Consider the following 14,933-nt stretch of genomic DNA (forward strand, 5'->3'; position numbering starts at 1 on the left):
TGAATATCCTTTTGGGTGTATATTACTCAAATGACACAGATTTATGAACACTACCACTTATCTACCTTGGTGGTTGGGGCTTGCCGTTCCGGCAATATGGCCTCAGGGACAGTATGGAAATGCTGGATGAATGCCTACGCAATCTTTCAGAATTCGCTGCCAGGTTAAGCCAGAGATTTGGAAAAACTTATGGCTTCGGTGACCATCAAGGAGGTATATACAATTTTTGGTTTATGGCGGAAAACGGTCAGGTAACAAGAAAATATGCTGTGTATCATGACGGGCTCTATGAATATGACCAAAGCTACATCTCGGCGGGTGAACCCACTGAGGCAGAGGTACAAGCCGCTAAACGTTGTTATATTAATGGTTTGTCTACAGGGGGATGTTATCCGGATGGTGCGAATGTTCGGGAAATCGCTACTAACTGGGTTCTTGATCCGCAGCAGTTTTCGCAACGTTTGGTCAGAGCCAAGTTGATAGAGTGGAGCCTGAGAAAGCCCGTGGCATGAGAAGGTGAAATATAAGCAGTGGGCAATCCAGGTGTGGCTTACAGACCTGTCTGCTATGTTGAGTTTCTTGCAAAGGACTAGGGCCATTTGCTGCGAACCACGCCTTGCATCCAGGCCCGTAAGCCGACCCACAGCACACATGGGACTTGTTCACACCTTCCTTAGATGAGTGCACTTGCAGTAAACATGTTTATTTTTAGAAGAGTAAAGAGTTTATTGCCTGTGTTCATTTAAGCGGCAGTTTTCAAGTCAACCCAGAGCGGCAAGATAGAGATTAAGGATTTGCCGCAGATGCGCCCTTGAATGCCACAGATACGATAGTGGGTTGCCAAGGGCGTGGCTTACGGGTTTGTAAGTCACGCCGCAGAGCACAGATGAAACTTGTTCGCCCCTTTTTAGCAGCAGGCTTGCTTTAGCACCTGTAGTAGCCCGGTTTCAGAAGCTGCCAGCTCAGTTTGTTCGTTTAATACATCTGCCAGTATGGTGTCTGTGGTCAGCGGGTTGGCCAGCACCACCCGGAATACAGTCACGGTTTCTCTGTGATATCGGGCGGGTTGGATCCGGGTGCGGGACACAAAAGACTTGCCTTGTTCACGTTGTTTTTTCTGAATGGCACGAGTGAGGTCATCAAGAATGCCATTGATCTCTTTGACCTTTTCAAGATTGCCCTGTGCCAATTGCCGGTTCAGAGCGGTTTGTGCCCAAGAGGGGCACCAACGGTAGGTGAGCAGACACAACTCGGGCGGACTCACCAGTTCAAATTCGCTGTGTTGCTCAATCAAGCCGGCAAAGAAGCGGGCCTTTTCAAGCGAATTATTGATTAGTATTTCATAGCCTTCCTTGCCGATTATCTGCATGCAGGCATGCACCAGCATGGCCATTCCTGGACGGGAACCTTCCAGAGTCTGGCTGCCCAAATCCTTGGAACCTTTACGCAAAATATATTCGGCATGATGCACAATTGCCCGGGCCAGTTCAGGCTGTTTGAACAGCACCATACCGGCACCCATAGGAACATACATCTGTTTATGGGCATCTATGGTCACTGAGTCTGCCATTTCTATCCCTTTGAGCAGATGGCGATATTTGCTGGATAACAAGCTGGCTCCGCCCCAGGCGGCATCAACATGAAAGTGGCAATTGAGCTCGGTTGCCAACTCGGCCAGCTCAGGCAGAGGGTCTATGTTACCGGTTTCTGTGGTGCCGGCGACGCCGACTATCGCCATGACTCGGATGCCCTGCCTGGCCAGCTTGGTGGCCGCCTCGCGCATGGCGTCGACATCGACCTTATTGTTGGCATCGGTCGCGATTGAAACTATGTTATCCCGGCCAATGCCCAACAGATCGGCGGCTTTGCCCAGGGAGTAATGGCCGCGCTCGGACACCAGTATCGCCAGGCCCTTCCAACCGTAATGGCAGAGCGCCGCGCCTAAGCCTTCGCGGTTGATACCGCGAAATTCATCGTCAGCCTTGAGCAGTTGGTTACGGGCAATCCATAGGGCGGTGATATTGGCTACAGTGCCACCGGAGCAGAAGGCTCCCAGAGCATGATTGGCGCTGTGCATCCACTGGTGGTAGAAGTCGGTGGTTTCGCCATAAATGAGGTGATGCATCATTCCCAGCACCTGCCGCTCCAAGGGAGTGAAGGCCTTGGAGGTTTCGATTTTGACCAGATTCTGATTCAGGCCCACCATCATTTTCGACAAGGGCAACACGAAGTAGGGCAGTGCCGATGTCATATGGCCGATAAAGCTGGGGGCGGCGGTGTGTACTGAATGCGCCACCAAATTCTGCATCATCTCTTCTGTGTAGTCAGAAACAAATCTGGGTTGACGCGGGATTTCAAAGGCCTGGAAATCTTTTTCGATTTCACTCAGGGGCTTTTCCAGCGCGGCGATATTCTGGGTCAGGAAACCGGCGAGATCTTGAGACAATGCCTGCTCTATGCGGCTCAGGGTCGATTCCGGTGCTTCGGGCACGGTAAAGATACGCATCAGAGAGTTTTCTGAGGCGGTGGCCTGGCGTTGCTTGCTGGCGGTCATTGGGCTTTGGTCTCACACTGTATCTGCCTGTGTCTGCACAGGTCTTGAAATGGCAGCTCACTTTACTGCAAGGATTACGGTCAGACAAGTTGAAACTGAAACGAAAAAGCGGCGGGCCACAGAGGTTGGCCCGCGAAAAATCAATTGGCGTTATTCAGTTGCAGAGCCAGCAGAGCGGCGATATTGCTTGAGGTGCGCTGCAGATTGGTTCTGGCTTCGGCCAGCGCCTTGGGCAAGTCGCAGGCTGAGGGAATGATATCAAAAATGGCGCTCATTCCCTGCTCCAACACCAGCTCTGAGCCCGCTCCCAAACAGCCGGCAATACCAATCACGGGAATGTTGCGTGCCTTTGCCAGGCGCAAAACTCCCATGGGCGTCTTGCCATAGATGGTTTGTCCATCTATACGTCCTTCGCCGGTGATAACCAGTGCGGCGCCTTCGAGTTTGGCATCAAGCCCCACGGCCTGCATGACTATGTCGATACCGGGGCGCAGCTTGGCGCCCAGAAATGCCATTACCCCAAGCCCCATGCCACCGGCGGCGCCGGCGCCACTTTGCAGGCGCTTATCTTCAAAGCCGCTCTGAACCAGAATATCTGCAAAGTGGCCGAGGGCGGCGTCAAGCTCGGCGACCATTTCCTCTGTGGCTCCCTTTTGCGGCCCGAATACCGCCGAAGCGCCGCGCTCGCCACATAAAGGGTTGTCCACATCACAGGCCACTTCAAAATGGCAGTCAGTGAGCGCCGGATGCAGTTGGCTGCAGTCCAGTGTTGCCAGGGCCACGAGCGCCGCGCCGCCCGGGCCTATCTCCAGCCCGGCACTATCCAATAGTTTGGCGCCCAGCGCCTTGGCCATACCGGCGCCGCCATCATTGGTGGCACTGCCGCCAAGGCCGATGATGAAGTGGCGAATACCACGTTCCATGGCATCGACAATCAGCTCGCCGGTGCCGTAACTGGTGGTGAGCCTTGGATTGCGAAGCGCCGGGCTGACATGATGCAGCCCGGAGGCGGCCGCCATTTCGATAACTGCAGTTCTGGCGCCATGAGTGCCTTCTGTACCCAGAATGCCGTAATGGGCCTTCACTGGTTGTCCGAGTGGGCCACAGACTTCAAGCTCGACCAGGTGACCATTGGTCGCATCGACCATAGATTGCACTGTGCCTTCGCCGCCGTCGGCCACCGGCACTTTGAGGTACTCGGCATCCGGCAGCCTGTGTTTAAAGCCTGCTTCAATTTCATTGGCAACTTCGAGGGCGCTCAGGCTTTCCTTGAAGGAATCCGGTGCTATCACTATTTTCATCTGATTTCCTGTACAACGGGCTGCCGGTGAAACCGGCAGCAGCAAGGGAAGAGTTTAGAGCAGAACCAGGCTAAGCAGCCAGACGAAGATGATGGCGGTGATCCCCTGAATTAGGGTCGCCATGGTCTGAGCCCGATAGGCCTGGGCTACGCTCATACGGCTGAACTGAGTAACCACCCAGAAGAAGCTGTCGTTGGCGTGGGACACTGTCATGGCACCGGCGCCTATGGCCATGACGGTCAGCACCCGGCCCATTTCGCTGCCAAGGCCGATATCTCCCAACATGGGGGCTACCAGAGCCGAAGTGGCTACCAGCGCCACAGTGGAGGAGCCTTGAGCCGACTTCAGTGCCGCCGCCACCAGGAAGGGCATAAAGATACCTATACCCAGAGCTGACAGTGAAGTGCCGATAAAGTCACCGATAGGCGTGGCTTTGATCACAGCGCCAAAAGCGCCGCCGGCCCCGGTAATCAGCAGTATGGGGGCGGCAACAGCCAGGCCCTGTGAGATACGATCGGAAAACTCTTTGACCTTGTTGTCGCCCTTGAGCAGCAAGAGTGACAGCCCCAGGCCTATCATCAAGGCGTTGAGCGGTTGGCCGAGGAAATGGAACAGGCTGAACAGCATGCCTTCACCCATGGGCTTGGAAGGGAAGGCGGCGATAGAACCAAGGCAGATCAGCAAAATAGGAACAAAAATAGGTGAGAACGCCGCCAAGGGGCTTGGCAGCTTGCCATAAGCAGCCTTGAGTGTTTCAAATTCTTCGGCAGAAGCCTTGAGCTCTTCGGCGCCTTCGCCATCCGGCTCAGTGTTCATAAAGCGGTTGGCCCAGAGCAAACCTGCGAAGGCGGCAACGGCAGAAACCAGGATGCCGACGGCAATCACCAGCCCCAGGCTGGCTTCCAGTTGCAGGTTACCGGCGGCGGCAATCGGGCCGGGAGTAGGCGGCACAAAGGTGTGGGTAGCATAGAGGCCGGTGGCCAGGGCGACGCTCATGGCAACGCTGGAAACCTGCATTCTATTGGCCAGAGACTGTTTCAGGCTGTTGAGGATCACAAAGCCCGAGTCACAAAACACCGGGATGGAAACGATATAACCTATGATGGACATTGTCAGAGTCGGGAAGCGCTGCCCGAGCACCTTGATGACCACATCGGCCATGGTGATGGCCGCGCCGCTCTTTTCCAGCACTGTGCCTATGATAGTTCCCAGGACTATCACCAGCCCTATATAACCAAGAATACCTCCAAAACCACCACTGATGGTTTTGGCGATTTCCCCGGCGGGCAGGCCGAATCCGAAGGCGGCGATAAATGACGCCAGCAACAGCGTCAAAAAGGGGTGTAGTTTAAATGTTGAGGTGGCGATAACAATAAAGATGATCACCGCCAATAGTACTAGTACCAGGCTCATAAGTGTCCCTTATTGGGTCGTTATTTGTGTAGGGTTGGGGCGCCGGCGCAAAGGCGGGCTGGCGATTATTATCCCAGTTGCCGCGCCGTGATGGCTTTAGGGGAAAATACGGAATTCCCCCCTGAAAGAGGGGAGTTTTTTGTGCGTATGCACAATTATTTGTGTTCCAGGCGACTGAGGACTTCCCCCAGGTAGAGTTGCAGTAATCCATCCAGGCTTTGCAGTTCTATGCCGGTGATTTCACTGATACGCTCCAGGCGGTATCTCAGGGTATTACGATGGATAAACAGGGCCTTGGCACATTGTTGCTGGTCGCCGAAGTGTTGCAGATAGGCACTCAGTGTACGCAGCAACAGGCCCTTTTTGTCATGCTGTTGCAGTTTGCGAAAAGGCGCAGCCAGTTCCTGACCGCGCCAGCTATTAACCAGCCCGGACAACAATACCGCCAGCGCGTGATCCTGATAGAGGTATTTGGTCTTTTCCGGCGCGCGTTTCTTTCCCAATCTCAGGGTTTCCAGCGCGGTTTGATAGGAGCGCCGAATACCGCCTTCACCGGGAAAGAAATGCCCCAGCGCGATTTTGAGCCGGCCCTGGGTGTCGGCCGGCAAACGGGCAAGCAATTTCTCGATTCGCAGATCCTCAAGCGCCGGATCCCAGCTGCGACCATCGAGAAAGGCGGGTTTGAGGATCACCAACTGATCCATGGCGGTCATGGCCACCAGGTTGTCCCTTTGGGGATACTCGAGTAAGCGCTGGATCTCCTTGAGATCTGTGGCCTTGCTTTCGCCTTTGGCGAGTTCTATCACGGCGGCAACTCTGGGTTTTTGCAGATCTATCTGCAGCTGGGCGGCCCAGGCACAAAAATCGCTTTCGCTATAATTGTCACGTTTCAGCAGTTGCAGAATAAACTCTTCCCGCTGGCGTTTATGCCAGAGATCCAGCTCGAGGGAGTTGGCTTGCTCGACCATCATTTCGGCGGTCATTTTCAACAACTCGCCATAGTGCAGCAGCTCCGCCGGATTACCGGTAATGCCAACAACGCCGATTATCTTGCCGTGGTAGTGCAGCGGCAGGTTGATCCCGGGTTTGACGCCGTGCAGGCTGTGGCGACTGCCTTCATCTATCACTACAGTGCGGTTTTGGGCTATGGCCAGAAGGGCGCCTTCATGGACACTGTTGAGTCGCTGCTTGTCGCCAGAGCCGAGGATCACCCCTTGACTGTTCATCACATTGATATTGTGGTCGATGATGTTCATGGTGCGATCCACTATTTGCTGCGCGGTCGCGGCGTCGAGAAAATACATGCGAGCCTCTAGGGTCTGTTGACCTTTCATGGTTGAATTTTGCTCGTACTAGACGCGTTTTAATCGCGACGCAAGGTATGCAGCCTAGGGGCCTAGGTAAATACCTTGCAACAAAAAGTAAAGCGCGTCTTGCTGAGCCCTTTGAGTAGCATTTGTCGTTGTTTGGTATAAAAAACGACAAAAGCTGCAAAAACCATCTTCAAGGGTCAACAGACCCTAATGTGCCAATAACTCGGCGACTCTCTGCCTGAGCCTGGGTAACAGGTTTTGCTCAAATTCCGGGTGCTGTTTAAACCAGAGGCGATTACGCGGACTCGGGTGAGGCAGCACCAGTTTTGTCGGCCACAGCGAGTCAGCTTCTGCCACGGCGGTGCTGACGGACGCCTTGGCCAGCGGACTGCCATTAAGGTGCCAGGCCATGGCGTATTTGCCGAGGATCAGTGTCAGCTCAATATTGGGCAGGGCGGCAAAAAGCCTTGGGTGCCAGGTGGCTGAGCATTCTGGCCGCGGCGGCATATCACCCTGTTTGCGCCCCTGTTTTTCAACTGTTCCCGGATAGCAAAATCCCATGGGAATGACAGCAAACAGCCTGGGGTCATAAAACTGCTCTCGGCTCACCCCCAGCCACTGCCTTAGTCGGTCGCCGCTGGCATCGTCAAAGGGCACGCCACGCTCATGGGTTATCCTGCCGGGCGCTTGCCCCGCGATTAAAATCCTGGCGTCAGGGTGGGCCTGCAGTATCGGCTTGGGCAGCAATGGCAGTTTATCCCGGCACAGGGTGCAGGCTCGCACCTCATCGAGTAGCGGAAAATCACTGGGCAGAGCGGCAGTTTTCATTATATTTCCTGGTTTTTGATGGATATCAGACCCTACTTAGGCTTCGAAAACTTGGCTCCGAAAATCAGGCTTCGAAAATCAGGCACCGAAAAAGTGTTGCCAGGCCTGAAAGCCTTCATACAATGTCAGCCCCAGCGCCGCCAGTATTAACACTATCCGGCTGAACTTAAAGCCGTTTTCTTTACGCTGTTGCCAATCGCTAGCACTCCAGGCGATAAGCATCGCCGGGATAGTCAGTGGCCAGATGAAATTGGCCAGCAGCAACAATAAGGCAGAGGTTGCCAGCAAGCGCCAACCGGCCTGAGGCCCGGCGACTTTGGCCGAGTTTTTCAGTTGTAGTGGCAATAACGCCAGTGCCACGGCTATCAACACCAGACCGAAGTTCATACTGAGATCGGCAACAGAGGCATGATCCCAGAGGACAAGTAACAGGGTAATGAGCGGAATGGGCAAGGTCCAATAGATATGGCTGCGGACAAACCTAGGGCGGCTATATTGGCCGTTGAAGTAAAAAACCAGCTGCAGTAGCAGGTTAACCAGAGTAAAACCACCCAGCACCAGTATGGTAAACACCCCGGCCATTAACCCCTCGGGTTGTGCAGCCATGGCCGATAGCGGAAAAAGGGCGACCAAGGCACAAGGATATTTCAACTTCATCAATAGATTCTCATCATAAAGGTTGCGCCTTACATTGGCTTAAAGGCGAAAGGCTTGCAAGTGCTTGATGGCTGTTATGGGATGGCTCTGAGACTATGAGGAAAAAAGGGGCAGTTCCGTCCGCCCAAGCTCACAAGGTAACAGGGAGGTGGGCCGGAGGAGCCGGCCCACGAAAGGTAAACTAATCTGCTATAGCTTCCTTAGTTTTGAAAGGGGGTGTTTTCAGCAAAGTATTCGTGGCTGTCGGCGTTTTGAATCGCCTGGGCAGGATTACTCAGGGCCAGCGATTTGGCGCCACTTTGGCCGTAGACAATGTCATCGGTTCCCGCCACCACATTGAAGTGACTCATTTCATGGACTATGGTGCCGCCCTTGGAGTCGGTGCCCGATACCGGTGCGCTCCAGAAGGCGTTACACATGTAGATCTTGTAGGGTTGAGTCGGGTAAACGTAGGCGTAATAGCTCTTCTTACAGCTGCAATCGAAGGTCAGTGGCTGATTGTTCAAGGCCGAGTCTATGGCACTGAAGTTACTGCTGACGCTATTCCAGCGGCTGCTGTTGTAACTGCCAAACCAGGTGGCATAACGCACTGAGCTTGAGGGGTTGTTGTTGCTCGCGAGGTATTGTTTGCTGTCGGCCGCCATGGCGCGGGCGGCGTCCAGTCCCGCCAGAATATCGCTCTGTTGGGAATTGCTGCAACGGCCGGTAAAGCTGATACCGTCGGGTGACGTACCGTCATCGCCACTGCCGGGTTTACCCTTGTTGGCGCCGGACTTGAATTCACGGCCTTCCACATAGAAGCTGACCGGATCTGAATGTATCCCTTCTATCCCTAAGCGGGCCAGCTTCTTTTGTTGGCCCGGGTTGGGGGAGAAGAGTTGCAACGAACTGACATCATAGCTTATCTCGTAGTTGCCGCTGCTGCTCATGTCGTAAAGTGAGGACAACTCTACCTGATAGGACACACTCTCACCGGATTTGAGCTTGATATAGTCCTGTTTGCCGGGAGCCGGGCGTTTGAAATGGGCGCCCAGATAGTGACGGTCAAGGCCATCGGCATTGACTTTGAACAGGGATTCTTCCACTCCATCAGCGGCTGTGTACCACTTGAGCAGTTTTACCGGCTGGTTGGCGTCATTGGTCAGGGTCACAGTGACCAACACGTTATCACTGGCCTTATAGCTCTGCTGGCTCATCTCCAGGCTGGCACGAATGCCATCGGCCAGCACGCTGGTACTGGAAAGGGCCGCGAGCAAGGCTATTCCTTGTAGTGTATGAGTGATTCTCATGCCTTTGTCCTCAGGTCATATAATCTTAATTGTTATAATTGTTGCAAAGATGTAACGTTTCGCAGTGTAAGCTGCAAAAAGGGCCGCTGGCAAGAGGAATTTTACCGAATGCTTGTTGGTTTGGGGGGAGGGTGGGAAGAGATAAAAAAGCCCGCGAAAAGCGGGCTTTTGGGAGCTAAGAGCGAGAATTACAGACGGTAGTTGACGCTCAACATGATCAGGTGAGCCGTGTAGTCATGGCTGTTGTCACCAAAGCTGACCAGGTTCCAGATACCATCCGGGGCGATATCGTTACCTGCGTCGTTGTCCTCGTATTTCTCCATCTTGTAGTCAAGACGCAGCGCCATTTTCTCAGTAGCCTGATACTGGGCATAGAGGTTAACGTTGTGCACTTTGGCATAGTAATCGCCATAGTCGCCTGTGATGCCTTGGCGTACCTGAGTGCTGGAATCCGAGTCAGAGTAGGTGTAATCCAGCCCCAGACGCAGTTTCTTCTCCAGCAGGTTGTCGTAGGCCAAACCGGCCCCTATGACATCTACCTTGTCTTCCACGGTTCCTGTCCAGGTGACAGTGCTGAAGTTGCTGCTGCCGGCCTGATCTGAGTCTATGGTCTGATGGTTGTAGAAGGCACTCAGGCTGAGATCGTCTGTCAGCAAATAGCTGATGCTGGCGTCATAGCTGAGGTCTTTGGATTCAGTCAAACCGATAACCGTGTTGTTGTAGTCATCCAGCGCATAGCGGGCACCGAAATCCAGGGTCAGGGTGTCGATAGGGCTGTGGGTCACCCTGGCCTCAACCTGAGTGCGCTTGCGGTCGGCCAGATTGTACTTGCGCAGCAACTTGTTGGACTCGGAAGAGGTCCACTCAGATGTTTCGTACTCTGAGCCATCGCGCTTGCCATAGCTGCCCTTGATCCACATATTCCAGTGTTCAAAGCTGTTGAGACTGAAACGGGCCCAAACGCTGTTCTCGTCGGTGATTTCCCTGTCCTGATAGCTGCGTTCATCACGACGGTAGTCATAACCTGCGTCCAACTTCATGCCGTTGGCAATCCGGTAATCCATGGCCAACTTGGCCTTGTGACTGGTGTTGTCATAAGGGGTGTTGTAGGCCACACGACCACTGACGTTATTGATACTGATCTGAGTCCATTCCTGGATCTGGGTCTGGTTGTCCCTGTCGTAGTAATCATAACTGCCGCTTATCCGCAGATTGCGGGTGGCGCGTTTGACCGCCTTGAGGTTCATCCCGAGGATATCGACTTTACCGTCCAGGGATTCCTGCGGCAATTGATAGCCGTAACCCGAGGTGATAAAGGCCTCATCCTGGGTCATCTGTCCGGCAAACAAACGGCCGCTGACCACGGCGCCTTTCTGGGCAAATTGGCCGCTCAAGGTCACTGTGTGAGACTCGTTATCCGGATCCAGGCTCATATAGCCCGCCCTTTGGGCACCAAAGGTTGGGTTGAAGGCGTTATCGAATCTCAAGGTCTGGATGTCATTCTTGAAGAATGAACCATTGTAGTTGAGTGCGGTAAACCAGTTGTCACCCTTGAGTTTGATCCCGGCCTCAACCGTATCTGTGGTGTAGTCCACAGGTTCGGCCAGCATCATTGACTGGTTGAAGAAGCTGCCGGACGCAGTTTTCAGGCCGGTTTTTTCTTCGCGCATATAGGTGACATAGGTGCTCCACAGCTCTTCACCCTGATATTCAAGGCCCAGGCCCGCGCGCTTGCGCTTGAGCGACAGCTCAAGTGGGCTCAGGCTGTCATACAGCATGGGCATCTCGCTGCTGCCACCGGCTGTCTGCCAGTTAGCCGGCAGTGTCAGGTTGCCGCTGCCGGCTCCCAGATAAGGGCTCATGGCTGAGTCTGTCTTATAGGTGTGGATCTGACGGTAGTTCAGGTTGATGTTGTACTGCCCGAGTTTACCGGCATTGATATCGACCCGGCCGTTTTCCATACCCAGATTATCGGCTTCGATACTGGCTCGATAGCCGTTTTCACCGCGATAGCTCAGGTCTGCGTCCACCTTGCCGGCAAAGTCATCTTCGGCGGCAAAGGCGTTGGCAGAACGGATATCGTCAGAGTCGTTATAGCCGACCCCGGCGCCAATAGTGCCGGATACACCGGTTTCACTGACGCAACCCTTACAGCTCCAGGCCGAAAACTTCACCTTTTCGGTATTGGCGTTGGCCAAGTCATAACCGTCAGCGGCCATCGCCAGGCTGGCAGGAGCCAGCAGAGCCAGGGTGATCAAATTAAGTTTGAATTTCATCTTCCCGCCTCCTTAGCGTTGGAACAACTTGCCGGATGGATGGTTGGAACCATGGATCTGGCTGTGACAGTTCAGGCAGCTGCGACCACCGGTAAAGGCGTTGTCGTTGACCTGAGAACCCATGCCTGTGTTACCCAGATAGGCACGGCTGGCGTGGCCGTCGCTGGCGTGACACTGTTGACATAGTTGCGGCGCTCGGGTCTTCAGCATGCCATCGTTAACACTGCCGTGGGGATTGTGGCAAGTGACACAATTCTCAGTGACGGGTGCATGCTCCCAGAGTTTTGGGCCGCGCTTCTCCGCATGGCAGCTGTAACAAGTGTCATTGACTGACGCCTTGTTCAGATCGGCATCTGTGGTGCTGCCGTGAGGGTTGTGACAGTCGCTGCACACCATCTGTGCCCACTTCAGCGGGTGGCTGGAACGCTTGTTCATATCAGCCTTTTGCTTGGTGTGACAGCTGGTACAGACTTCCATTTCAGTGTTCTTGGAGAGCACAGGATCCTTGGCGGTATGCACGCTGTGGCAAGAGGCACAGGCAACATCGGCGTTGTCGTGGTGACCACCGTTCCAGGACATACGCTTGTCATCCTGGTGACAGGAGAGACAGACACTGTTCTGCTTGTCGGCTGCCAGGGTTGAACCCTTACCGAAGGTAATCATGGGTTCGTTACCGCCACGGTTGTGTTTGCCCATAGGGCCGTGACAGGCTTCGCATTGTAGTCCGGCCATAGGACTCTTGCTGGAGTCGATGGCACCGTGAACCCCTTTGAACAGGTCCATGACCTTCTCTGACTTCTTGTGGCACATCAGACAGGAGTCGGCGCCCTTGGAAGAGTAGCTGCCTTCGGCAAACTTCTGATCCAAAGTCGCTTCCACTTCTTCCGGGCTCATTTTGGCGTCCCACTTGGAGGCGTGAGCCACCTGGGTGATACCAAAAGATAACACTGCCGTCGCCAGCAGGGCGCTTAGCAGTGTTGGTATATTTTTGCTGATTCTCATATTAGGCATCCTTAATTTGTCCAAACCCTTGAAAGACGGGGGAGGTAACTCCCCCGGCCTGGGCAAATTACATCTTCACCTGAGTGTGATCTGCGGCGGTTGGTTTGTGGCAGTAGAAACAGGTTTCCAGCTGCGCAGCCTGGTTGGCAGGGGTGTAATCACCATCTACCACAGCGCCGTAGGCTTCCAGTTGCTCCTTGGTGTGTACCATGTAGTCACCACCGACAGTGTGACAAGAAGTACAGGTAGCAGTGATAGGCGTGGTGTACTTACCTGCTGAGGTGGCCAGAGCGCCTTTGTTCTTGAAGGCATCAAGATTCAGCTTACTGTGACAGGCTGAACAGTTGCCACCGATCAGGCCGTGAGCCTTTTCAATGTGGGTCTTGTGCAGTTTCATCTCCAAGGCGCCTTTGTTGGCACCGCTGGCGTAAGTCCCATCAGGTGTATGACAGGCCACACAGCCATCAACACCGACGGTGAGCTTGCCATTCACTTCGCGAGCAAGCTGGTCTGTCATCACAAAGCCTGAGTGGTGGCCTTTGTGCAGTTCGAAGGTGTCGCTGTGACAGCCTTCACAGGTGGCAAAGTCCACAGAGTCGATATGACGGTGACTAGGCGCATCACCCGACTTGGTAGCGAAGGCCAGTTGAGCTTTCATACTGGTAGTGGCAACGCCATCGGCACAGGCGATGAGCTCGCTGCCTTGGTTGCACATTTCCAGACCGATAAAGCTAAAGGCAGTATCGGCATCACCGGCACCGAAAGGCAGATCTTGAACGGTAAATTGCAGCTTGCCGTCAACCAGGGTCACGGCGTCCTGCAGCTGGCCGTCTTTAACCAGATCTTTGGCAACCTTGGCTTTACCGCTTCCAGGGCTTTTGTTGTAGCCCATGACAGGGAAGTTAGGGCCCACGTTAGTGATGGTTTCCAGGCGCTTGATCTTGGCCAGCTCCTTGTTGGCATCCAGCGCATTACCGGCTTTATCCAGCAGAGTCACAGTCAGAGTGGCACTGTTGTCGGCATTGCCTGTCATCTCTGCGGCCAGACCGCGCTGAGCGATAACGGCGCGCTTATCAGCGGTTACACCTGTGTGCAGCTCTTCTGTCCACTTGCTGTTGTGACAGGCGATACAGTTGGAGTTGTCGGTTTGTTGGCTGTGGCCTTGGCCTGCAGCAAAGTCGATGTTGCTGTGGCAGCTACCGCAACTTGCAGCAGTAGGCACTTTGGACCAGTTGCCCCAATCGGGCGTCAGCTCGACATTGGTGTCGTTGTGACAGGATTGGCAGCTGTTAAGCGCATCCAGCCCCAGGTCCTTGTGCTTGGCGTGAATAAGGACATTGAACTCTTTTCCTTCACCAACCCGACCAGGAGTGTGGCAAGTGGCACAATAGTTGACGTCAGGATAGCCACCGTTATGTTTGACGTCGGCCAAGTCACCGTGACAGGTATTACAGCTATCAGTACTCACCAGCATGCGGCTGTATGCGGCAGCACCTGAGTTGGCACTGAAGTCGACGAAGGCGTTGCTGTTGGGGATCAGAGTGCCGTCAGGCAGTGGTGTGTTGTAAGCACGCAGCAATACCCGCTGAGCCAGCTCAGGGTTGAAGCTGATGCTATCTTTACTCAGTTCATTGAGTGTCTTGCTGAAGGTGTAGCTGTAGCTACCGTTTTTGTGGTCAACGAAAGTGCCTGCGCAGCTGCTGCTTACAGTGCAGTCTTCGTTGCCGAAATATTGCCACTGAGAGGCGTTACCTGCACCGGTTGCGCCTTCCGGCAGCAACTGAGCGGCGGCGAAGCGGAACTTCTGCAAGCCAACTACCGGCATATCGTCTTCGTTGGTCACGGTAAATTCGACAGTTGGGATACCGTCTTTGACAACGGCCTGCTCAAAGCTGAAATGCAGTGCTTTGATTTCGCCTGCCGGCTCGCCGCCTGGGTTACCTGGATTACCATCGTTGCCATCATCGCCACCACAGCCACCTAAGGCCAGAGTAGCTGCACTGGCTGCCAGCAGCAGTGCGATTCTGGTTTTTTGTGCGTTCATCATCTTGTTCCCTGCAATAGTGGAAGTATCTGGTTTAGGGAGTGGTTGATTTGAGTCAACCAAATTGATTATGTAATTGGCCCTTAACCCGATACCGGAAATAGGATTTCCCCTTGAAAAGGCTAACTCAAGCAGGGCCGAAAAGCTGCATAACTGGTGTTAATGTGTGACTTGGATCTTTCTATTTATAAAGAGGTATTTGAGCTGGTAGGAAAAACTTAATCTCGATCAAAAAAACGCTGTTTTTTAATTCGAT

General features: G+C 53.9%; 11 protein-coding genes. 1 reads left to right on the forward strand and 10 read right to left on the reverse strand.

The window, feature by feature from the left end:
* Nucleotides 1-113: 113 nt before the first annotated feature.
* Complete coding sequence (locus CX651_RS02695) at nt 114-512, forward strand: hypothetical protein (RefSeq protein WP_101053318.1); 399 nt, start codon at nt 114-116, stop codon at nt 510-512.
* Between the two features lie 395 nt (nt 513-907).
* Here CX651_RS02695 and panP read toward each other — a convergent pair whose 3' ends face one another.
* From panP to CX651_RS02745, 10 genes are all read right to left on the reverse strand, one after another.
* Nucleotides 908-2,554, reverse strand: coding sequence for a pyridoxal-dependent aspartate 1-decarboxylase PanP (gene panP / locus CX651_RS02700; protein ID WP_101053320.1), 1,647 nt, complete (start codon nt 2,552-2,554; stop codon nt 908-910).
* Between the two features lie 140 nt (nt 2,555-2,694).
* A complete protein-coding gene (locus CX651_RS02705; protein WP_101053322.1) occupies nt 2,695-3,855 on the reverse strand; it encodes a glycerate kinase in 1,161 nt (386 codons plus the stop codon).
* A gap of 54 nt (nt 3,856-3,909) precedes the next feature.
* Entirely contained in the window at nt 3,910-5,268 is a 1,359-nt protein-coding gene (locus CX651_RS02710; protein ID WP_025886739.1) for a GntP family permease, read from the reverse strand.
* Between the two features lie 155 nt (nt 5,269-5,423).
* Nucleotides 5,424-6,572 (reverse strand): sugar diacid recognition domain-containing protein, encoded by a 1,149-nt coding sequence (locus tag CX651_RS02715; RefSeq protein ID WP_101053462.1) that lies wholly within the window; start codon nt 6,570-6,572, stop codon nt 5,424-5,426.
* A gap of 216 nt (nt 6,573-6,788) precedes the next feature.
* Entirely contained in the window at nt 6,789-7,409 is a 621-nt protein-coding gene (locus CX651_RS02720; RefSeq protein ID WP_101053324.1) for a uracil-DNA glycosylase family protein, read from the reverse strand.
* A gap of 78 nt (nt 7,410-7,487) precedes the next feature.
* Nucleotides 7,488-8,066 carry a hypothetical protein gene (locus CX651_RS02725; RefSeq protein WP_101053326.1) on the reverse strand — a complete coding sequence of 193 codons (579 nt, stop codon included), beginning with the start codon at nt 8,064-8,066 and terminating at the stop codon, nt 7,488-7,490.
* A gap of 200 nt (nt 8,067-8,266) precedes the next feature.
* Nucleotides 8,267-9,355, reverse strand: a complete 1,089-nt coding sequence (locus tag CX651_RS02730; protein ID WP_101053328.1) for a M35 family metallo-endopeptidase — start codon at nt 9,353-9,355, stop codon at nt 8,267-8,269.
* A 188-nt stretch (nt 9,356-9,543) separates the two neighbouring features.
* Nucleotides 9,544-11,631 (reverse strand): MtrB/PioB family decaheme-associated outer membrane protein, encoded by a 2,088-nt coding sequence (locus CX651_RS02735; protein ID WP_101053330.1) that lies wholly within the window; start codon nt 11,629-11,631, stop codon nt 9,544-9,546.
* Between the two features lie 12 nt (nt 11,632-11,643).
* Entirely contained in the window at nt 11,644-12,642 is a 999-nt protein-coding gene (locus tag CX651_RS02740) for a DmsE family decaheme c-type cytochrome (RefSeq protein ID WP_373296799.1), read from the reverse strand.
* Nucleotides 12,643-12,700: 58 nt separating this feature from the next.
* On the reverse strand, nt 12,701-14,680 hold the full coding sequence (locus CX651_RS02745) for an OmcA/MtrC family decaheme c-type cytochrome (RefSeq protein ID WP_101053334.1): 1,980 nt from the start codon (nt 14,678-14,680) through the stop codon (nt 12,701-12,703).
* Between the last annotated feature and the right edge of the window lie 253 nt (nt 14,681-14,933).

Origin of the sequence: Shewanella chilikensis (assembly GCF_002836945.1) — a bacterium.
Lineage (GTDB): Bacteria > Pseudomonadota > Gammaproteobacteria > Enterobacterales > Shewanellaceae > Shewanella > Shewanella chilikensis.

Bases quoted from the DNA above. Each gene is read 5' to 3' on its own strand.
- CX651_RS02695 (WP_101053318.1), top strand. From the start codon at position 114: ATGGAAATGCTGGATGAATGCCTACGCAATCTTTCAGAATTCGCTGCC.
- panP (WP_101053320.1), bottom strand. From the start codon at position 2,554: ATGACCGCCAGCAAGCAACGCCAGGCCACCGCCTCAGAAAACTCTCTG.
- CX651_RS02705 (WP_101053322.1), bottom strand. From the start codon at position 3,855: ATGAAAATAGTGATAGCACCGGATTCCTTCAAGGAAAGCCTGAGCGCC.
- CX651_RS02710 (WP_025886739.1), bottom strand. From the start codon at position 5,268: ATGAGCCTGGTACTAGTACTATTGGCGGTGATCATCTTTATTGTTATC.
- CX651_RS02715 (WP_101053462.1), bottom strand. From the start codon at position 6,572: ATGTATTTTCTCGACGCCGCGACCGCGCAGCAAATAGTGGATCGCACC.
- CX651_RS02720 (WP_101053324.1), bottom strand. From the start codon at position 7,409: ATGAAAACTGCCGCTCTGCCCAGTGATTTTCCGCTACTCGATGAGGTG.
- CX651_RS02725 (WP_101053326.1), bottom strand. From the start codon at position 8,066: ATGAAGTTGAAATATCCTTGTGCCTTGGTCGCCCTTTTTCCGCTATCG.
- CX651_RS02730 (WP_101053328.1), bottom strand. From the start codon at position 9,355: ATGAGAATCACTCATACACTACAAGGAATAGCCTTGCTCGCGGCCCTT.
- CX651_RS02735 (WP_101053330.1), bottom strand. From the start codon at position 11,631: ATGAAATTCAAACTTAATTTGATCACCCTGGCTCTGCTGGCTCCTGCC.
- CX651_RS02740 (WP_373296799.1), bottom strand. From the start codon at position 12,642: ATGCCTAATATGAGAATCAGCAAAAATATACCAACACTGCTAAGCGCC.
- CX651_RS02745 (WP_101053334.1), bottom strand. From the start codon at position 14,680: ATGATGAACGCACAAAAAACCAGAATCGCACTGCTGCTGGCAGCCAGT.